Origin of the sequence: Nostoc sp. (assembly GCF_036919595.1) — a bacterium.
Lineage (GTDB): Bacteria > Cyanobacteriota > Cyanobacteriia > Cyanobacteriales > Nostocaceae > Nostoc.
In genome coordinates this window covers 1-20464 of sequence record NZ_JBALCO010000059.1, presented here as the reverse complement: position 1 = coordinate 20464, position 20464 = coordinate 1, and the positions used below count along the sequence as shown (strand labels likewise).

Below are 20464 nucleotides of genomic sequence, written 5' to 3'. Positions count from 1 at the left end.
TGACAACGTATCCTAAGCGCAGATCACTCGCTCCACGTGTGTCACACCGTTGAGAAACTGTACGCGATACACATCTGGGTTGCTCAATTTTTCCCATTCAGCATAACTAATGCGAGCATCAAAATGCTTCAGAATCAACGTCATTAAATTGCCATGCGTCACGATCGCAATTGTGCTTGCTTCTTGCTGTAATACTTTATCAATTACGGCGATCCCACGCGCCATAGCACCACGACTTGACTCACCACCATCTAGATATAAATCAAGATTGGTAAATGATTCAGCCAATCGCTCACGCCAATCATCAAGCGGTGTTGCACATAGCACGCGCTCGCTAAGTCGGTTATCAATCTCGATTGAGAGGCTCAAACGTTCAGTGAGGGGAGCAATTGACTGATATGCTCTAACAAATGGACTAGAGATAACCCGCTCGATCCCAAAAGCGAATAATAAATCAGCAAGAGCGATCGCTTGGAAATGGCCCTCTGATGTAAGAGGTGCGTTAGGTTCCTGTCCAACTGCTTTGCAATGTCGCACAATATACAGGGTTTTCAGCATCAAGTTTCTGTTTTAAAAATAAAAAACTCAAGATGAGGCAGCAGATGATCAAGTTTCCTGCTGCTACCTCTGCTTTCTCCTAACTACTCAACGCTTTTAAAAACCGTTGCAAACTCTTAAACACACTGGGCTTTTTCGCAGGTGCAGCGTCTGTTGTTGTTTGCGGTTGTCCCTTCATGAGGATGAGATCCAACTCATCACCCGATGGTTTTGTGGGTAATTCGGCAATTCTTTGATATTCACCGCCGCTTTCCAGCCAAACTTCCCACTGTCCTGGGTAGCAGCGACGTAGGGCACTTTCATCGTCTACGGGGCGGAGGTAATAGGCGGATTCAATGGTACTGATAAAACGATCACGGATTTTTCTAGCTGTATAACCGATGCCCACAGTTCCAGAATCTTCTAGGCGGGGATTCAACAAAATTAAAGGGCGATCGCCTATTACTTCAGATAACTTTTCCAACTGCGGCACTTCTACGGAAGTGGGGGCAATGAATAAGAAAATTTCATCCTCTGGTTGAATTTTTGTCTGCAAGGAAGCAGCCCTACCTGTACCAATATCCAAAATTTGAAATGGTGCATCAGCCCAATTGCGGCGGGCTAGGGCCGCAGCACCAGCGTCAGCAAAGAAAATCTTCAAACGGGAATCATATTCTGTAAACACAGGTAGAAATTGTTCCGCCACGGGCATAAACTTGAGTTCTGGGAACAGGAGCTCAACTTGTATGCGAGTGCAACCATCTGCAAGGGCAGCTTGGACGGCTGTCTGAGATTGGGTGATCGCATCTTCAAGAGTATTTGGAAGTTCACTCATAGTTTATATGTCACTCTAGCATTACTTCCATTGTTTCAGTATTAGCTCTGATTTTGGCGTTGCTAAATTTGAATATGAATCATTTGATCTTGATATGGGAAGCATAAAAATGAAGTATTGATATCAGGGTCTTTGATGAAACCTGTTTTGCGTAAAGGTAAATTAACAACATGGAAGGATGACAAGGGTTTTGGCTTCATCCGCTCCAGTGATGGCACTCAAGACGTTTTTATTCATATCACTGCACTTAAAGAAACAAATCATCGTCCACAAGTTGGTGATCTGATTTGCTATCAGCTAACGGTTGGTAAAGACGGCAGAATTCATGCTTCTAACGCCTTTATTGAGGGAGTTGTATCCAAACCTCTGCCGAGAGTCTCATCGTCCGCAATCGAGAAAGAAACATTCAAGCTTAAAGCAAAATCTTCTTTAATGTTCGAGGTATTGCTCTTATCAAAGAAGTACGTAGGCGTAGCCCGTCGTAGACATCGTATAGAAGACACACTCAAAATTTTACCTGTTGGTAAAAGACTCGTTTAAGACTTTCAGCAACAGTGAGATAGAGCGCAAATCAGATAAAACCGAGATGTTTTGATACGCGATACCCAAGCCAAATCCCCACAAAGCCACCAATAACGCCCAAGAATATCGAGGTGAACGATAGCAAACTTCCACCCCACAATGCAGGGATGTAGCTGCCAATTGTAGAGCCGAGAAACATCCCAATTCCAATGATGGTTTTACTCATTCAAGAAAAGCCTTAATCAAAAGTAATGAAAATAAGTCATGCTTGAACTCCTTTATGACTCAAAATATTACCTTTTGGGAAAAAACTCATTTAACCCTTTCGGCAGCCGTGACATATGGATCTGCCATCGCACTTACTGAAGAACTTGCACGAGATCAGCAATCGCCTTTCCTAAACGAGTGAAGTGATTCGGATTAAGTGTTAGGAGAACTGCTACCTCTGCCTTTAAGGCAGCTTGACCAATCAGAGCATCGAAAATACCACCACCAGGAAAGTTTAAGGTTGCCATTTGCGCGATCGCAGCCTGATAGTTATTGGAGAGTAGTGGAATTCCCTCAAGATACTGCAAAATATCTACAATAATGCTCTGAGCCTCTTGGGGAGTAATACGCGGCTGAATAGGTAGGCGCGTGATTACAGAATACGTTTCTGCTAAACTGTGAGTTGAGATAAATCCTTGAACTTGCCTAGATTCTGCTGTCTTCAGCCGTGAGAAGCAAACAGAATGCTTTGGGTGATTGACAGTTAATGCAGCAACCAACACAGAGGTATCAAACAAGACTTTCATAAAGCCATTTGATCTTCTGTTTGGTTCAAATAAATTACACTTATTTCTTGCACGCAGGCAATAAGCACTAATTACTACTTCAGCCTCACCTGTTGTGTTAATGTTTTCCTTCTCCCATAGTTTTCCTTCACAGTATTTAACTTTCACCTCTGTAGGTTTGCAGTAAGGCAATAACGGATCAAGATTTATCGGCTCAGTAGAATTGTTAGCATATTGAATTACATAATTTATTAATAATTCATGTACTATCTGGAAAACTTCATTGCTTCGATTTTGATGTTCCTTAGCCCATAGTATTTTCAGGACACATCTTATCAAATCATCATTTTCTAAGCTAGTGTTATGAATACGTTTAAACTCAGTAAGAAATAGAGAAATATTTGTATTTTCTTTTGCTAGGCGATAAACACATAATATTTTTGCTTCTCTTGACAAATAATGCCAAATAAATAAGGAGCCATCTGCTATAAAACTCCACACTAATCGTATTTGATCTTCTGGAAGCAAAAAATGGAATGATTGAAGGATTGGTTCTTTGTATTTTACCCATACTGGAAGTCGGTCAATTAATATTATACGTTCTTCATTGGAAACAGCATTAATTACATTTCCAATTTTTTGGATGATATCTTTATTTTCTAATTGACATTCTTCTTTAAGCTTTGATAACAGGATAAAAAATTTTTCTTCTGACGGTAAAAACTCTAATATTTCATTCCATCTTTTAATGCTATTTGGCAGTTGATAAAGCAAGTTTGAAAGGTTATCACTTGAACTTTTAGCAAGAATTTTTGCAAGCTGGGATATAGTTTTAGCATTTTCACTAACATTATTGTTCAGCCTTGCCCTCAGAATAGTAATTTGTTCAACAGCAGGTAAAAATTTTAAAATCGCGTCGTGACATTTAACCGAATGCTTATCTCGAAATATAGAAATTAGTTTTGGGATTTCTTCTGGTGCAGATTCTTCAAGTATCTCTGCAATTTCCAAAATTTTATCTTGATGATTTAAATCTTGTTGATTGGTAATTTGACTTACAATAATGCCAACACGTCTATCTCTTGGTGTTATAGGCCAAATCTCTTGTTTAAGAATAATATAATTAGATATAAATATCCACAATGAGCTTGCTTTTGAATGTACTAAGATATCTCGTAATTCATTTAATAGGGTGACTTGACCAGGATCATTTTCTAAATCACTTATAAGTTCAACTAAGCATTTTGCGTGGAGTTGTATCCTGAGTTGTTTACGATCTTCTGGATTATCTAAATATAATTTATAAAATTTGCTTATTATCTTATCACATAAAGTCAAGTTTATATTTTGAGCTTTGGTAACAATATTAAATATTTCTTGTTTTAAATTGTCATTTATTACTATGCTTAAATTATTAGTTAAAAGTTGGAACAATAATTTTAATTGTTTTTCGTCAGGTAATACTTGTTTAAGAGCTTGAGTCTCAAAGTAAAGTGAAATAGCTTCTGGTGCTTCACCTAAAAAGCGCCTCTTTTCCCAAGACGAATATCTTTTGAGCTTTTGTTTTGCTAAAGATATTGCCTCCTCAATTAAGTTATTATTCAGATATCCCCAAAATCTAGGATCGTTGTGATTTAAGCAACGTTCAATAATATCTGAGTCGGTTTGTTTTATAAAATCCAGTAAGTGTACATTTTTTGCTCTATATCCGTCACAATATTTTCGCAGTTCAAACTTTACAAGTGTGCCTTCTTTTAAATCATATTATAAAAAATGGATTTCGTTTTTATGCATGAAGATATTATCTTGATATTGGCATTCGATAAGCCAATCATTATTTTTACCTTTTTGACCTATATTATTACCAAAGTTTTTTATCATACCAACTTCTTGAAATAAGTTTAATTTTTTAGCAAATTTTTTATTAGTTTGCAAATTTATAACTACTTCAAAAGTTACTAATATTCCTTCAATCAAACTACTTTCTGAACAATGCACTAAAAGTTACTAATATTCCTTCAATCAAACTACTTTCTGAACAATGCACTTCTTCTCGATAGACTGTTATATCTTTTGGTCTCCCTTCACATCCAATATATCCAAAATCATTTTCCCGACCTCTTTGACGATCATAGCCACCAAACCACTTTATAAAACCAATTTCTCTCATAACGCACCCGTATTTAGCTAACCCTATCTGGCTAGTATTCCCACAGGTATGCGATTTGTCACAGTTGTTTTAACGCTTAACCAAAGATAAATCCGGTATCAGCCTTTGCAAAACTTGCTTCAATACTATTACCGTCCAATCTATATCAGCTTCAGTAGTATCATGCCCCAATGTGATGCGAATTCCGCCCAAGGCAGCTTTTTCTGAATAACCCATCGCTAACAATATCGGACTAGGGCTAAGTTTACCACTGTGACAGGCAGCACCAGCACTGATGCCGATGCCAGCAAGGTTTAGTTGCCGTACCAAGGCTTTACCGCTGAATTTTTCGCCATCGGCGTGTTCTAGGCACATACTGACATGATGAGGTAAGCGATCGCAGCCATCCCCTGTAGCAATTAAACCAGGAATCTCAGCTAATTGGGCAAAGGCGCGATCGCGTAACTCAATCAACCGTGGTGTTTCCGTAGCCAATTCTTCGGCTGCTAATTCTGCTGCTACACCAAATCCCGCAATTATCGGTACTGCTTGCGTACCAGAACGTAGTCCCATTTCTTGCCCACCACCACCCAGTAGAGGCATCAAATCCACACCAGGACGCACGTACAACGCCCCTACACCTTGGGGTCCATATATTTTATGACTGGAAAGACTAAGTAAGTCTACGGGCAGTTGTTGCACATTTATGGGTAAGCGTCCCGCAGCTTGCACCGCATCTGTGTGGAACAAAGCACCATGCGATCGCACAATCTTACCCAGTTCCTTAATTGGTTGCACAGTCCCTACTTCACTTTGACCATAAATCACGGAAACTAAGACTGTGTTATGTCGCAACGCTGCCTTTAAATTTAGGGGATTGACTCTACCTTTAATATCTACAGACAAGCGCGTAACTTCCCAACCCCACATCTCTAAGAACCGCACTGTCTCAGAAATTGCTGAATGCTCGACGCTGGAGATAATTAGATGTTGAGGAACAGCATACAACCGAGCTACACCCATAATTGCTAGATTATTTGCCTCAGTGCCGCCAGAGGTAAAGATCATGGATGCGGGATCGGCGGCGTTAATTAAACCAGCAACTTGGACTCTGGCTTGTTCCACAACCGTTGCAGCCCGTTGTCCCCACTCATGTAAGCTGGAAGGATTGCCCCACTGTTGGGTGAGGACTGTTTGCATAACTGCGATCGCTTCTTTTCGAGTGGGAGTAGTGGCACTGTAATCTAGATAAATTTGCATATAACTGAATAATGGTGAGAACAGACGTTAGTAGTAGGCTGCTGATATTTTCCGAATATACAGTTTTAGTGGACAAATCCTGAAAAAATCTTTGTAATTCTGCCTCTAGCAGTGGATTTTTCCCTTTCCTTGAAAAGCTATTTATCTACTTAATTCAAAACACAAAATTTTGGGAATGATAAATATGTCCACTCTCAATCCATTTTTAACAGATTACAGTGCAACTTATCTCTAAACAAAGATATTTTTTATATATCTTTTTACTGATATTTCCCCTTGCTGGTTGTCAACGAGTCGAGTCTTACAATCAGCGTCCAGCACCTTTACCACAAGACCCCTTAGTTCAAGTTTACTTTAACCATTCTCAGTCTTCAGAATACAAGGAAGCTTACCGTGAGCAAACTCGCCTGGGGGATGATTTAGAAAAACAGATTGTCGATGCTATTACGCACGCTAAATCTACAGTAGATGTGGCGGTGCAAGAATTACGTTTACCCAAAGTTGCCCAAGCACTGGTTGATAGACAAAAAGCTGGGGTAAAAGTCAGGATAATTTTAGAAAATACCTATAGCCGACCTTGGAGTAGTTTAACATCTGCTGAAGTAGGTAAGTTAAATAAAAGAGAACAGGAACGCTATCACGAATTTCGCCAATTTATCGATATTAACCAAGATAATCAACTCAGTTTAACAGAGATTAATCAAAGAGATGCTTTAATAATTTTGCATAATGCCAAAATTCCCTGGATAGATGATCAAGCAGATGGTTCAGCAGGTAGTAGTTTGATGCATCACAAATTTGTGATTGTGGACAATCGCATTGTAATTGTCACTTCGGCCAATTTCACTTTAAGTGATACTTATGGTGATTTCACAAATTCTAACTCTTTAGGCAATGCTAATAACTTATTACAGATTGACAGCCCAGAATTAGCATCTTTATTTACAGAAGAGTTTAACATCATGTGGGGAGATGGCCCAGGAGGTAAGCCAGATAGTCGATTTGGTTTGCAAAAACCGATGCGATCGCCTAAACAAATTAGATTAAATAAAACCATAATTACTGTGCAATTTTCGCCTACTTCTTCAACTCAACCCTGGAATAACAGTAGTAATGGTTTAATTGGTAAAACTTTAGATTCAGCAACTAAATCTGTTGATATGGCGTTATTTGTCCTTTCCGATCAACGTCTTGCCAATATCTTAGAAAATCGCCATCAACAAAGTGTCCAAATTCGTGCTTTAATTGAACCACAATTTGCCTATCGTCCCTATAGCGAAGCATTGGATATGATGGGGGTTGCTCTCAGTAATAAATGTAAATATGAACTTGATAACCATCCTTGGTCAAATCCAATTACCACCGTAGGTGTACCTGTGTTACCCAGAGGCGATTTATTGCATCACAAATTTGGTGTGATTGATAGCCAAACAGTAATTACAGGTTCTCATAATTGGTCAGACGCTGCCAATAATGGTAACGATGAGACACTTGTAGTAATTAAAAATCCTATAGTTGCTGCTCATTATTTGCGAGAATTTGCTCGTCTTTATGCCAAAGTTAAACCCGGCTTACCACCAGCAATTCAAGAAAAAATTAAATTAGAACAAACACGGTGTCCCCAGATAAAAACTTCTTCATCAAGTGAACTACGAGTAATTAAACAAATAAATATCAACACTGCAAGTCTGGAAGAATTAGCAACTCTCCCTGGTGTGGGTAAGAAGTTAGCACAGCGGATAATTCTTAACCGTCAACAGCAAAAATTTACATCTTTACAAGACTTACAAAGAGTTCCAGGAGTTAGTGCTAAGACATTGGAAAAATGGCGCGAACGAGTTACTTGGTAGCAGTCTTTATTTAACGTGAGTTCGATAAACCTCTCCTTGCCTTGAACTAAAGTTCAAGTCTGTGCCTCTGAGACTAAGAGAGGGACAGCTTTTGCGTAGTAAAACCTCTTAGAGGTCTTTTGATTTGACTAACAAGATCCCGGACAACTTTTACGAAGTCGGGGATCTGGGGCAGACAATTTAAATGCGATCGCTACTTAAACTAAACAAACTGCGGGAATGCCCATTCTGAGAAAATCGTTCTGCTATTACTTGTTGATAAACCGCCTCATAGCCATCAGTCATATGCTTAACGCTGAAAATATTTTCGACATGCTGACGACAGGCATAGCGGTCTAACTCTGTTACTTGGTCAATAGCACTGATGCACTCTTGAATATTATTGCAGAGGAAACCCGTCTTGCCGTGCGAAATTACCTCTTCAGTAGACCCCAATTTTATCGCAATCACTGGTGTACCAGAAGCCATTGATTCAACCATCACCAACCCAAACGGTTCCCGCCAAGTGATCGGAAACAGAGTTGCGACTGCACCTCCCATGAGGGCATTTTTTTGAACATGGTTAGCTTCACCCAGATACTCAATTTGCTTCCCGTCAATGTGCGGTTTAATTTCCTTCTCAAAGTATTCCACATCAACAACATCCACCTTGCCTGCCATTTTTAAACGCCAACCAGTTTCTTTGGCAATTTCTATTGCTAAATGCACTCCCTTTTCAGGAGACATCCGACCCAAAAACGCTAGGTAGGGCGGATTTCCTGGTTGGGCGTGAAACTCATAACTGCTGACATCAATTCCGTTGTAGACCGTTGCTAGATAGTTTAACCCTAACCTTGGTTCTCGTTGTGCATCGGAAATATTGACGTAGGGTTGTTTTTTCCCAAAACTAAATATCTTTTCGTTGTCAGGGGTAAAAACACCGTGCAACGTATGAACTGTAGGGGTTGTGACGAGATTTGCGTAGGCCAGTGTCCCATGCCCCACATGAGAGTGAATAATATCAAACTCTTCTGCACGTTCATATACCGAAGCTAGATTCAGCATTTCGTAAACGCTGTAATCTTTGATAGTGCGATCAAGTCTGAGGGCACGGGGATGAACTGACATTAGTTTTGCCAGACTAATAGAATCTCCCGATGCAAATAAAGTTACTTCGTGTCCGCGTCGAACTAATTCATCGGTCAGTAACCCCACTACTAACTCTACACCACCATAAGCTGGAGGCGGAACTCTTTCCCATAATGGAGCTACTTGAGCAATTCGCATCACAAACCTCCTAAAAAATAAAAATTGAATTAGAAGTTTTTCTTTCTGTTGCTCTAGTGCTTGTAATTGATTCACTCTGCATCAGAAAGTAACTTCAGATACTTAACTTATTAACAATTTCCTTTAAATATTAAGCTCATCTTTCTACATTTTTTATCTATCCTAGTACGGAAATTACCCACTCCTAAAGAGGTAAATACATTCTAATTTATTAACTTTTGGTGATTTGGTGCAATTTTAAATATAGTTTTTTGATAAGGATGAATTTTATTTAATCGTCAAAATTTAAGCTAAATGGTGATAATGGACGAAAAAGCTCTATTATCGTCTGTTAATTATCTGATTTTAAAATGTTAATTAAACAATAAAGTGTGTAGTCACTCTTTGGGCGGCTTTCCGTACCTAAAGGACAACCCGTAGCCCCCAAAGGGTAGATTTTCATAAGATAGGGTTGCCCTACCATCAACCTATTTACCTTAATCCCAAGCCACAGACTCAGATTTCTTTGTAGGTCGAAGTCTACAGCCAAGGTTTTGCCTCATTGAGATAAAATTAGGGCTAGATTAATGTGATAATTTTTGGACGGTAAAAGATGAATAAATGCGTGCTTGCCAAAATCAAATCAACGCTAAATCAAGGGTTTTAGAATACTTGCGCCCACCTTGACAGGGCTAGAGAAGAGAGTTAAATTATTGACTTATTTCATTAAATATGATATTCTGTGTTGCTATCAATAAAAATCAAATATAAACGTGAATATCTCTGCATCTCTTAAAAAACCGCGTGTCTCATGGCAGGCGGTTTTCTCACTCATAATACTTATTTTCATGTACCTGCCTATACTGGTACTTGGCTTTTATAGCTTCAATCAGTCGCCCTACAGTGCAACTTGGCAAGGATTCACTCTCGATTGGTATAGCAAGTTGTTCAGTGATGATCGCATCTTATCAGCTTTGCAAAACAGTATGATAGTTGGTGTTTGTGCAGTGGGGATTTCAGCAGTGCTGGGAACCTTGATGGCAGTTGGGTTGGCGCGTTACCAATTTCCTGGTAAAAAATTATATCGTGGTATTGCTTACCTACCATTGATTATTCCTGATATTGCGATCGCAGTAGCTACCTTAGTATGCCTAGCGGCGTTTGCAATACCTTTAAGTTTGTGGACAATAGTTGCAGCCCATGTGGTGTTTTGTATCGCCTACGTTGGACTTGTAGTTGCTTCACGACTGACTAATTTAGATCCTCATTTAGAAGAAGCAGCATTAGATTTAGGCGCTACACCCACACAAGCTTTCCTGAAAGTATTATTACCTCAATTGATGCCTGGTATTGTAGCTGGTTGTCTCTTGGCCTTTGTCCTTAGCTTAGATGACTTTCTCATCGCCAGTTTTACTGCTGGTAGCGGTTCTAACACCCTACCAATGGAAATTTTTAGCCGCATTAGAACCGGAGTCAAGCCTGATATTAACGCTTTAAGTGTGATGTTAATTTCAGTATCTGCGATCGTTGCTCTTGTCGCTGAATTAATTCGTGCTTCTGGAGAGAATAAAACTTTGAAATAAGAGTCGCAATTGGCAATAAAAATTATAGGTTATTTAGTTCTTTGTGAACTTTTCGGGATAGTGAACAACAGCTATATTAAAATGTCGGGTGCATTAGGCTTGCTATAACTTACCAAATATCATGGCATGCCGGACTTTCTGCTAACATAACGTCCTAATATAAATAAGTAAATAAATAGAATTTATTCATTATTCTATCCTCATGGGAAAGATAGTTTTTAAGCACATATAAAAAATTCCGTGTTCGCTTCTCTACAAAACTGTTTTCAATTAGATAATATTGGGGCTAACTTTGGAGAAGATGCTATTTCCTCCTGATTATGCAAATCTGCCAAAATCCTAATTGCTCAAATCCATTCAACGCTGATGGCAATAGATTTTGCGTGAGTTGCGGACAAAGCAACTTTGGCAAACTTATGAGAAACCGTTACCGCGTATTAAGACTCTTAGGTGAAGGTGGGTTTAGCAGAACCTATGCAACAGAAGATGTAGACAGACTAAATGCGCCTTGTGTCATCAAGCAATTTTTCCCACAATTTCAGGGAACAGGACAACGCACCAAAGCAGCGGAATTTTTCAAAGAAGAAGCTTTTCGGTTGTATGAACTGGGAGAAAATCATACGCAAATTCCCAGATTACTAGCTTATTTTGAACAAGGTACTAGCTTGTATCTCGTACAAGAATTTATTCAAGGAAAAACTCTCTTACAAGAAGTTCAGCAACAAATCTATGGTGAAAAACAAATTTGGGAACTTTTAACTGATTTATTGCCAGTTCTGGAATTCATTCATACCCATAATGTCATTCATCGGGATATAAAACCAGAAAATATTATCCGCCGTGCAAGTGATGAAAAACCCGTATTAATTGACTTTGGTGGTGCTAAACAGCTAACACAAACCAGTTTAGGAAGACAAGCTACAGTAATTTATACCCTTGGTTATGCCCCAACAGAACAAATGGCTGGATTTGCTTGTCACGCCAGTGATTTGTATGCTTTGGGTGTAACTTGCGTGCGTCTTTTAACTCGATGTTTGCCTTTACAGGATGCTTCTGGACAGATTAATGACCCTATTTATGATGCCATGAATGCTAAGTGGTTGTGGCGTCAACTGTTACAAGAAAAAGGTATTACTATCAGTGATGACTTAGGAAAAATTTTAGATAAACTACTAAAACATCTACCGAGCGAAAGATATCAAACAGCAATAGAAGTTCTCAATGATTTGAAGTTTACAACATCGAACATTGAACCGATTGCCCTAAAAATTGTTTCGATGTCCCAATCTATATTACCGTTGCTACCACAAAAAGTAATAATACCATTACTCTTTTTAGAAACCTTTGAATTTGATGTAGTGACAGTAGACACAGGTGGTAGAGAAGTAAACCATGTGAACAGCAATGCAAACTTCTTTGCTGAACAATTGGGTAAGTCTGTCACATTAGAAATGGTATCAATTCCTGGTGGTACTTACATGATGGGTTCACCAGAGTTTGAAGGCGATGCTGACGAACGTCCTCAACACGAAGTTAGCGTCGAACCATTTTTTATGGGAAAATTTCCTGTAACTCAAGCACAGTGGAGAGTAGTAGCGGCTTTACCCAAAATAAAACAAGCTTTAAATCCCCATCCATCGAAATTCAAAGGTCTAGATAGACCAGTGGAAAATGTATCTTGGTATGAGGCTGTAGAATTCTGTCTCAGACTCTCAGAAAAAACCGGACGCGACTATCGTTTACCGAGTGAAGCTGAATGGGAATATGCTTGTCGGGCTGGAGCTACAACGTCCTTCCATTTTGGTGAAACGATTACCTCTGAGTTAGTCAGTTGCACTATCGAACCAAAAAGCAAATTCCGTAAAGAAACAACAAACGTTGGTAGTTTTGAAGTAGCTAACGTCTTTGGATTATACGATATGCATGGGCTAGTTTGGGAATGGTGCGCTGATTCTTGGCACAACAATTATAACGATGCACCCTTAGATGGAACAGCTTGGGAAGTTGGCGGTGATATTAATCGCCGAGTCTTACGCGGTGGTTCTTGGAGTTTCAGTGCAGAACTTTGTCGCAGCGCCAGTCGTAGTTGGAATGAGTCAGACGGTGGACTGAGAGTTTGTGGCTTTAGAGTAGTATTTTCTGTAGAGGAGATTATTTAGCAATTTAATTCAGAGGTTGTAGAAATTATGAAGGACAGAATTGAGAAAGGTGACATAGTACTTATAAATAAAAGTGGAAAATATCATAAACAAGTAGGTGAAGTTAGTGAGGTTGATTACAATATTTTCTTTGTCAAAATAGTAATAGTAAAGTTAGGTGATCAAGAAGAAACATTTGAAGAAAAAGATTTACAATTAAAAGCTAAAAAGCCGAATATTGAAGAAGTAATTGCATCAATAGATAAAATTATAGAACAAGTTGATCAGATTCCCAACTTGCCGACAAGAGAGAAAGTAGAGTTACCGAACCGTCTAAAATATCTTAAATTAGATATTCCTAAACTAGATAAGCAGTTGATTCAAAGAAATTTTGACAGTATAGATAAAATACTCACAGCAGCGAGAGAAGCAGACTCATCAGCAAGCTTTTGGCAGCAAATAGCTCTTAATTTGGAGAAAATAAGCTGGTGGATTAGAACAAGTTTATAAATCAGCAAGTAATATCATGTCCGCTTGATTACTTATTAAACCCGAAGAACCCCAAACAGCCAAAGTTACGCTTCGTCTCCCCTAAGGGCAAAATCAGGCTTGGTAAGACAAGGGGCAAAATCTTATTGTTTTATGTAACCTTACAGTTAATTGTTATTAACTTTATTGATACCAAATCTCTATAAATTGTAATACCATTTTTTTGCGGGGCTGCACCAAACTTTCTTGGCTTATTATTTCTTTCTTTGTGTCCTTCGTGATCGGAGTCGCTTGGACATAATTAAACGTAACTATATTTTTATCATCTTCTATCCATAATGCCTTATACTTCATACTCTACGCTCAATTTTGAGTAGTGATATTTATTTTTACCCACCTACTTAACTTCGCATTTGTAACTGGATGATTTTAATTTTGTTATTAACTTGATGATGACTTAATAGAAAGTTTCAGAAAGTATTCTTTTGTCTTTGAATATCACTTTTTTAGCAAAAATACTTAAACGTTGAGATTAATAAAGAGCGTTTTTTTAGATAGAATAAACTACGAAGATAAGGAGTATCTATGCGTTTTTCTCAATTTGCAGGGGTTCTTGGTTGTACTACAGCAGCTTTTATATCAATTACACCCATACAGGTAGAAGCTGCAACTTTTAAAGTGATATCTGGAGTCACCAGCATTGATCATGATCACGAGGATATTCTTAAAAGTATCGGGCTAACCTTGACAGGCACTAATAATACAGTTGCACCAATTCCCAGCAATTACTTAGTTGGCTTCAAAATCGACCCAACTACCAACTTTACATTCAGTGACGAGGGCGGTTTTACTCCGCTCTCAGGTACAATCGAGGGTACTGGTACTGTTACTTTCAACGATAATATTACTGTTGGTAACTTATCAATTGGTCTGGCTCCGGGACGTACTGTCACAGGTGGTAGCGGATTTGTTTTAAGAGACACATTTTCTTTAAATACAATTTTGTTTGATTTGAGTCTTACAGAACCTGTGGCATTTGATGGCCAAAATTTAACCATCCCTGATGTTAAATTGCTGGTTTCTCCAGAGTTTGCTAATATATTGCAAAAACCTGAATTGACAGGTTTGTTTGCTGGAACTGCACGAATTGACGCTGAAGTTGCTGCCGTACCTGAACCTGACAGTGTACTAGCAGTTTTGGCAGCAGGTGCGGCTCTGTTGGCAACTAGACTTTATACTCAAAAAATTAAATGCACTTGATATCTTGAAGCATTGCTAAATGTTTAATAACAGGTGCAAGGGTATTGGCAGCAATCAGCCCACTCGCGGCGACTGCTGGTAAACCAATGCCGGGAAATGTCGAGTCGCCACAGCACATCAGTCCTGGTAGAGGTGTGCTGGGGCCAGGAAACATAGCAGTTCCAGCCGGAATTGCTGGGCCGTAGGAACCTTGGTGACGACGGAGATAACGCTCGTGGGTTAGAGGTGTACCAACTAGTGTGACTTCGCAACGAGAGCGAATATCTGGAATGATTCGCTGTAGCGCTTGCCACATTACTTCTGCACGCGATCGCTTTTGTTCGGTATATTCTTGGTTACTTCTGTCCATTCCCTGCCACAAAGCATACGGCTCATTACCAGGAGTATACACATGAATCACATGCTTACCTGCTGGCGCTAAGGATGGATCGAGAATTGAAGGGATTGATATCACCACAACATTCTGAGGTGCTGTAACACCCAATTCCCAGTTATTGACTACGATGTAATGACACCGCAAATTTGACTGTAATCCTTGAGCATCAATGCCTAAATGTAGATGCATGAAACTATCACACTCAGGTGTAGCCTGTCGTTTGCTGCGGTACTGTTTGGGTGTTGCCTTTTCTGGTAGCAACTTCAGGGTATCCCAAACCGATGCATTAGAAATCACTGCCCGCCGCGCCCGAATTTCTTGGCGATCGCGCAGACGCACACCCACCGCGCGATTACCTTCTACAAGCACTTGCTCCACATGAGCGCCCAGCATCAGCTTCCCACCGTGACGCTCCAATCCTTGTACAAGAGTGTCAACTAAAGCACCACTACCACCAATCGGATATTCAAGTACTGCATCTGGTCGATACCAGTCCGCAAACATAAATGCTACCTCTGCGGCGCTAGTACCATCTGCTGGTAGTCCAGAAAGTAGAAAACACAGCAAATTCAGCCAATTTCGGGTAAACGAGTCTTTAACAACACCATCCATAATCCGGCTGAAGGGACCCGTCAGCTTGATGATATTCGCCACATTTTTTGTCAGAGATGGGACAAACGGGCCCACAGTTCTAGCTGCACCAAAATCAAAGCGTAATGCGGCTGGTGGTATAGAAGTTGCTGCATTAGCGAATGGTTCCATAACACGCTGAAGTTCCTGCCATTCGGCTACAGCATTATCACCACGCAATTTCATCAGCACTTCACAAAATTGCTCGGCACCAACCCCGGTGTCAAAATCACCTTCTGGCAGACAACAACCCCAAGTATCATAGGTTACGCATGGTAATTCAGAGCCAATTGCATCTAGTACTTGTCGCAAAGGGTTGGCAGAGGGGCTGTAAGACAGTCCAGAGTAGAGGGACGGGCCCGAGTCAAATTTGAAACCATTGCGCTCAAAAGCATGGGCAGCGCCTCCAGCAATAGAGTGGCTTTCGCAGACTATCACATCAAAGCCATACCGTGCCAAAAGAGCAGCACAACTCAAACCGCCAATACCGCTACCAATGACAACTATATCTGTGTTTTGCATATCCCTTATGTTTGCAACGATGGTTTTCAAGGTATGCTAACTGATCCAGAGTTAGCGCGTCTCAAACCCTGTTCACAGAGGGATTCTAGCACAAGGGAAGAGTTTGCCAAAGCTGCCACCAACACAGAAACCATGTACTGATCATTCATAGAATAAATTTTAATATAGCAATCCTAAATCATTTGTAAAATCTTCTCTTTCTATACTTTGCGCCCTACCCTGCGGGAAGCCGCTTTGCGTCTACGTTAAACAAAACAATTTTTACAACTCAGATCGGATTGCAATAGAGTAGCCACGGCTTTTTGCGGTTTCGTGCAACTGATATTACCAGGGAACAAAGTCCTGAGTCTGAAGATTAAAGACTTGATTCAGACAAACTGATGAGAAACTTAAACTAGTAACTGAGTTTACCCAAGTCAAAGCAAAACTTTTGACTATTTACTACTCTCAGATTTATCCGTACCATTTTACTTAGGACGGACTAAACCATAGCTATCCGCTAACACAACTCAGCACTCAGATGGAGAGAGGAATTTGAAAAATCAGCAATTGGGAAATTGGCAAACCACAGTTTTAGCAATTGTGTTAGCAATACTAGTGATTCTCGGACTAAATTCCTTTGTGATTATTAACCCTGGACAAGCAGGAGTGATCAGCATCTTGGGTAAAGCTAGAGATGGGGCTTTATTGGAAGGGATTCACGTGAAACCACCTTTTATCTCCGTGATAGATGTGTATGATTTAACAGTCCAAAAATTTGAAGTGCCAGCGGAGAGTTCTACTAAGGATTTGCAAAATTTATCCGCGAGATTTGCGATTAACTTTCGTCTCGATCCCATACAGGTCGTTGAAGTTAGAAGGAAACAAGGAACCTTAGCAAATATTGTATCGAAAATCATTGCACCTCAGACACAAGAAGCATTTAAAATTGCCGCAGCCAGAAGAACAGTAGAAGAAGCAATTACTAAAAGAAGTGAATTGAAAGAAGACTTTGATAATGCGTTAGGCGATCGCTTAGACAAATATGGGATAATTGTGTTAGATACTAGCGTAGTTGACTTAGCGTTCTCACCAGAATTTGCCAAAGCAGTGGAAGAAAAACAAATTGCTGAACAGCGGGCGCAAAGAGCCGTTTATGTAGCACGGGAAGCTGAACAAGAAGCACAAGCAGATGTGAATCGCGCCAAAGGTAAGGCAGAATCTCAAAGACTCTTAGCAGAGACACTCAAAGCCCAAGGAGGACAGTTGGTTCTACAAAAAGAAGCAATTGAAGCTTGGAAGAGTGGCGGCGCTCAGATGCCAAAAGTCCTCGTTATGGGTAGTGACTCAAAAAGCGGTGTCCCCTTCATGTTCAACCTTGGAAATATCCAAAATCAACCTGATTCGAGTAAATAATACTTAGTAAGTTAGGCTAGTCCCAACTCAAACACGACAGAAAAATTAACAAGATAATAATCGAAGTTTATGTCAACCCCCAATCCTCAGAATCTCACCGCCGAAGAAGCGAAAAAATTACTGAATAAATTCAACTGTCTAGACATCGCACCTGTCCTCAAGCCATCAGAAAAATCAGTAATTCGTAGTGCCTTAATTCTAATCACCAAGCTTGCTGATTATCAAATTTTAGGAATTTGTGCTGATACAGCAGAAGAAGGAATACTGGCGATGAAGACCTATTCTTTGGCTTTGGGTTATGAACCACCAAACAATTTACTTACACCTGAAGGTCCAGTTTATATCAAATTAAATGGTAAAAATGGCTTGTGTTATCTTGATTCCTATGCTGGACATCATCGGGGAGTATTAGTATCTTTCCAGTCTTACCACGAAGACGGAATCAACGAAATGTATGGACATCTTCCCTTGGATTTATTTGTATAGAATTCGGACAATGTAGGTAAGGGTATGTAGCTAGCCCGCGTCTTGGTGGTCGAAAGTATGCTGAAACCTTTGTTATGAAGTTAAATTTGGTTTTGCAAGTTCCCTATGTATCCTTTTCTAAGCACCCAAAAACTATCAATCTCTCGTTCCTATGCAGAGTATAGGAATGAGAGCATCTCACCAAGACGTGGGCTAGGTATATGCCTTACCTACTAACTAATGACCAATGAAAAATAACTAAATATTATGAGTATTATTACACTCCAGTCAGTAACAAAAGACTTTGGCATCAAGGAAATTTTAAAAGATGCTAGCTTTAGCCTCGATGCTACCGATAAAGTTGGTTTGATTGGTACTAACGGTTCTGGGAAATCAACCTTATTAAAAATGATCGCTGGGTTAGAATCGATAGATAGTGGGCAAGTTTTAGTCAACTCTGGTTCTAAAATTATCTACTTACCTCAGCAGCCAGATTTAGATGAAAATCACACAGTTTTAGAGCAAGTTTTCGCCGACAGTGGCGAACATACAGCTTTGGTGCGTGAGTATGAAGAACTGTCAGATAAATTGGTTCACTATCCAGATGATAGCCAACTGATGTCTCGCCTTTCTGTGGTGATGCAACGAATGGATACGAGTGGTGCTTGGGAATTAGAAACCAACGCTAAAATCATCCTCACAAAATTAGGAATTTCTGACTTTGATGCCAAAATAGGCACTTTATCTGGAGGTTATCGCAAGCGTATTGCTTTAGCATCAGCGTTGCTAGCAGAACCAGATATTTTGCTCATGGATGAGCCGACAAACCATCTCGATGCTCTTTCTGTTGAATGGTTACAAAGTTATTTGAATCGGTATCGGGGCGCACTTTTTTTGATCACTCACGATCGCTACTTTCTAGATCGCGTTACCAATCGGATCATTGAAATTGACCGAGGCGACATTTACACCTATACAGGTAACTATTCATATTACCTGGAAAAGAAAGCGTTAGCTGAAGAATCTGCTGTAAGTACTCAACGTAAACATCAAGGTGTGTTGCGGCGCGAGTTGGAATGGCTCAAAAAAGGGCCGAAAGCCAGAAGTACTAAGCAAAAAGCGAGAATTGACCGCGCTCACGCTCTGCGGGATACTGAATTTAAACAAGTTCAGGGTAAAGTTGATATTTCGACAGTTGGTCGTCGCATTGGGAAAAAGGTTATTGAATTAGATAACATTTCTAAAGCATACAATGGACGTACCCTGATCAATAATTTTACCTACGAATTTAGCCCAGAAGACCGCATCGGCATCATTGGCGCTAACGGTGCAGGTAAATCCACTTTAATGGATATGATTACTGGGCGAATTAAGCCAGATTCTGGCATTGCGGAAATTGGTACTACAATTCACATCGGTTATTTTGACCAGCATTCTGAAGAATTGCTCACAGCCTTAAACGAAAATCAGCGCGTGATTGACTATATCAAAGAAGAAGGAGAATTTGTCAAAATTACTGATGGTACTCAAATTACTGCTTCCCAAATGTTGGAGCGGTTTTTGTTTCCTGGTAATCAACAGTATGCCCCAATTCATAAACTTTCGGGTGGGGAAAAACGCCGTTTATTTCTGTTGCGCGTTTTGATGAGTGCGCCCAATGTCTTGATTTTAGATGAACCGACGAACGATTTAGATGTGCAGACATTGGCAGTATTAGAAGATTATTTAGAGGACTTTGCCGGGTGTGTAATTGTAGTTTCTCACGATCGCTACTTTCTTGATCGCACCATCGACACAGTATTTTCCTTTGAGGAAGGCGGTAATCTCCGGCAATATCCAGGTAATTACTCAGTTTATCTGGACTTTAAGAAGGCTGAAGAAGCACAGCAACAAGCTGCTAATACTAAAGAGAAGCCCAAAAATGTCGAAGCCCAAAATGGTGCGTCTTCATCCAAAGATGTAGAAAATACCAAGCGGCGCAGGTTATCCAATTGGGAAAAAAAAGAATTTGAGCAGTTGGAAGGTAAAATTGCTCAGTTAGAGGCCCAGAAAGCAGAAACTGAGAAAACACTAGCGAATGTCTCACCGGGGAATTATAGCCAAGTGCAGAAACTCTATGATCAGGTGGAATCTCTCAAGCAAGCGATCGATGTGGCGACTGAACGCTGGTTAGAATTGGCAGAGATGGAATCTTGATTATGAGTAGATTGCGGAAATTTGGCTATTGGACTTATGTATTCTTAACTATTGCTATAAGTTTACTTGTACTCCGAGTTAATTTTTACCTGTCAACAGTGTCAGCCAAAGATTATGCACCTGGACAACTTAGTCCTGATACATTAATGCAATTAAAGAACATCAAACGACGGTTAAATGCAGGTGAAGGAAAAACGATGCAGGCGTTTTTCCCAGAAGGATGGTTTTTTAGCCATATA

The 20464-nt window shown here is 39.9% G+C and carries 19 protein-coding genes; 10 read left to right on the top strand and 9 right to left on the bottom strand.

The genetic code is table 11. The features are described from left to right. Nucleotides 1–12: 12 nt before the first annotated feature. Together V7K21_RS07640 and V7K21_RS07635 are read right to left on the bottom strand one after the other, a co-directional pair. Complete coding sequence (locus V7K21_RS07640; RefSeq protein WP_335172998.1) at nucleotides 13–558, bottom strand: histidine phosphatase family protein; 546 nt, start codon at nucleotides 556–558, stop codon at nucleotides 13–15. 79 nt (nucleotides 559–637) lie between these two features. Continuing rightward, nucleotides 638–1372, bottom strand: a complete 735-nt coding sequence (locus tag V7K21_RS07635) for a DUF1995 family protein (RefSeq protein WP_335172996.1) — start codon at nucleotides 1370–1372, stop codon at nucleotides 638–640. A 135-nt stretch (nucleotides 1373–1507) separates the two neighbouring features. Between V7K21_RS07635 and V7K21_RS07630 the strand changes: the two genes are divergently transcribed. Further along, a complete protein-coding gene (locus V7K21_RS07630; RefSeq protein ID WP_335172994.1) occupies nucleotides 1508–1912 on the top strand; it encodes a cold shock domain-containing protein in 405 nt (134 codons plus the stop codon). Nucleotides 1913–1943: 31 nt separating this feature from the next. On the opposite strand, the gene V7K21_RS07625 is transcribed toward V7K21_RS07630, so the two are convergent. The 5 genes from V7K21_RS07625 to V7K21_RS07605 form a co-directional block, all read right to left on the bottom strand. After that, on the bottom strand, nucleotides 1944–2120 hold the full coding sequence (locus tag V7K21_RS07625; protein WP_335172992.1) for a hypothetical protein: 177 nt from the start codon (nucleotides 2118–2120) through the stop codon (nucleotides 1944–1946). 133 nt (nucleotides 2121–2253) lie between these two features. Next, on the bottom strand, nucleotides 2254–4101 hold the full coding sequence (locus V7K21_RS07620; protein ID WP_335172990.1) for a PIN domain-containing protein: 1848 nt from the start codon (nucleotides 4099–4101) through the stop codon (nucleotides 2254–2256). Between the two features lie 330 nt (nucleotides 4102–4431). After that, entirely contained in the window at nucleotides 4432–4644 is a 213-nt protein-coding gene (locus V7K21_RS07615) for a hypothetical protein (RefSeq protein ID WP_335172988.1), read from the bottom strand. Nucleotide 4645: 1 nt separating this feature from the next. After that, nucleotides 4646–4837 (bottom strand): hypothetical protein, encoded by a 192-nt coding sequence (locus tag V7K21_RS07610; RefSeq protein WP_335172986.1) that lies wholly within the window; start codon nucleotides 4835–4837, stop codon nucleotides 4646–4648. 69 nt (nucleotides 4838–4906) lie between these two features. Then, nucleotides 4907–6076, bottom strand: a complete 1170-nt coding sequence (locus tag V7K21_RS07605; protein ID WP_335172984.1) for a cysteine desulfurase family protein — start codon at nucleotides 6074–6076, stop codon at nucleotides 4907–4909. 218 nt (nucleotides 6077–6294) lie between these two features. On the opposite strand from V7K21_RS07605, the gene V7K21_RS07600 reads away from it, so the two are divergent. After that, nucleotides 6295–7926, top strand: a complete 1632-nt coding sequence (locus V7K21_RS07600; protein WP_335172982.1) for a DUF655 domain-containing protein — start codon at nucleotides 6295–6297, stop codon at nucleotides 7924–7926. A gap of 180 nt (nucleotides 7927–8106) precedes the next feature. Here the strand turns inward: V7K21_RS07600 and V7K21_RS07595 are convergent, their stop codons facing one another. After that, a complete protein-coding gene (locus V7K21_RS07595) occupies nucleotides 8107–9192 on the bottom strand; it encodes a glycosyltransferase family 4 protein (RefSeq protein ID WP_335172980.1) in 1086 nt (361 codons plus the stop codon). Between the two features lie 827 nt (nucleotides 9193–10019). Between V7K21_RS07595 and V7K21_RS07590 the strand changes: the two genes are divergently transcribed. The 4 genes from V7K21_RS07590 to V7K21_RS07575 all read left to right on the top strand — a co-directional run bounded on the left by V7K21_RS07590 (nucleotide 10020) and on the right by V7K21_RS07575 (nucleotide 14641). Further along, nucleotides 10020–10754: an ABC transporter permease gene (locus V7K21_RS07590; RefSeq protein ID WP_335172978.1), complete on the top strand. Its 735-nt coding sequence runs from the start codon at nucleotides 10020–10022 to the stop codon at nucleotides 10752–10754. Nucleotides 10755–11074: 320 nt separating this feature from the next. Next, entirely contained in the window at nucleotides 11075–12913 is a 1839-nt protein-coding gene (locus tag V7K21_RS07585; RefSeq protein WP_335172976.1) for a bifunctional serine/threonine-protein kinase/formylglycine-generating enzyme family protein, read from the top strand. A gap of 27 nt (nucleotides 12914–12940) precedes the next feature. Beyond that, complete coding sequence (locus V7K21_RS07580; RefSeq protein WP_335172974.1) at nucleotides 12941–13402, top strand: hypothetical protein; 462 nt, start codon at nucleotides 12941–12943, stop codon at nucleotides 13400–13402. Between the two features lie 564 nt (nucleotides 13403–13966). Further along, nucleotides 13967–14641 (top strand): hypothetical protein, encoded by a 675-nt coding sequence (locus V7K21_RS07575; RefSeq protein WP_335172972.1) that lies wholly within the window; start codon nucleotides 13967–13969, stop codon nucleotides 14639–14641. Here V7K21_RS07575 and V7K21_RS07570 read toward each other — a convergent pair. Next, on the bottom strand, nucleotides 14628–16169 hold the full coding sequence (locus V7K21_RS07570) for a phytoene desaturase family protein (RefSeq protein ID WP_335172970.1): 1542 nt from the start codon (nucleotides 16167–16169) through the stop codon (nucleotides 14628–14630). The genes V7K21_RS07575 and V7K21_RS07570 overlap by 14 nt on opposite strands. Before the next feature lie 534 nt (nucleotides 16170–16703). On the opposite strand from V7K21_RS07570, the gene V7K21_RS07565 reads away from it, so the two are divergent. From V7K21_RS07565 to V7K21_RS07550, 4 genes are all read left to right on the top strand, one after another. Continuing rightward, on the top strand, nucleotides 16704–17564 hold the full coding sequence (locus tag V7K21_RS07565) for a prohibitin family protein (RefSeq protein ID WP_335172968.1): 861 nt from the start codon (nucleotides 16704–16706) through the stop codon (nucleotides 17562–17564). Between the two features lie 69 nt (nucleotides 17565–17633). Continuing rightward, entirely contained in the window at nucleotides 17634–18050 is a 417-nt protein-coding gene (locus V7K21_RS07560; RefSeq protein WP_335172966.1) for a DUF1824 family protein, read from the top strand. A 246-nt stretch (nucleotides 18051–18296) separates the two neighbouring features. Next, nucleotides 18297–20225 (top strand): ABC-F family ATP-binding cassette domain-containing protein, encoded by a 1929-nt coding sequence (locus V7K21_RS07555; RefSeq protein WP_335172964.1) that lies wholly within the window; start codon nucleotides 18297–18299, stop codon nucleotides 20223–20225. A gap of 2 nt (nucleotides 20226–20227) precedes the next feature. Then, nucleotides 20228–20464, top strand: a 237-nt coding sequence (locus tag V7K21_RS07550; protein WP_335172962.1) for a hypothetical protein, incomplete at its 3' end; no start/stop codon positions are given.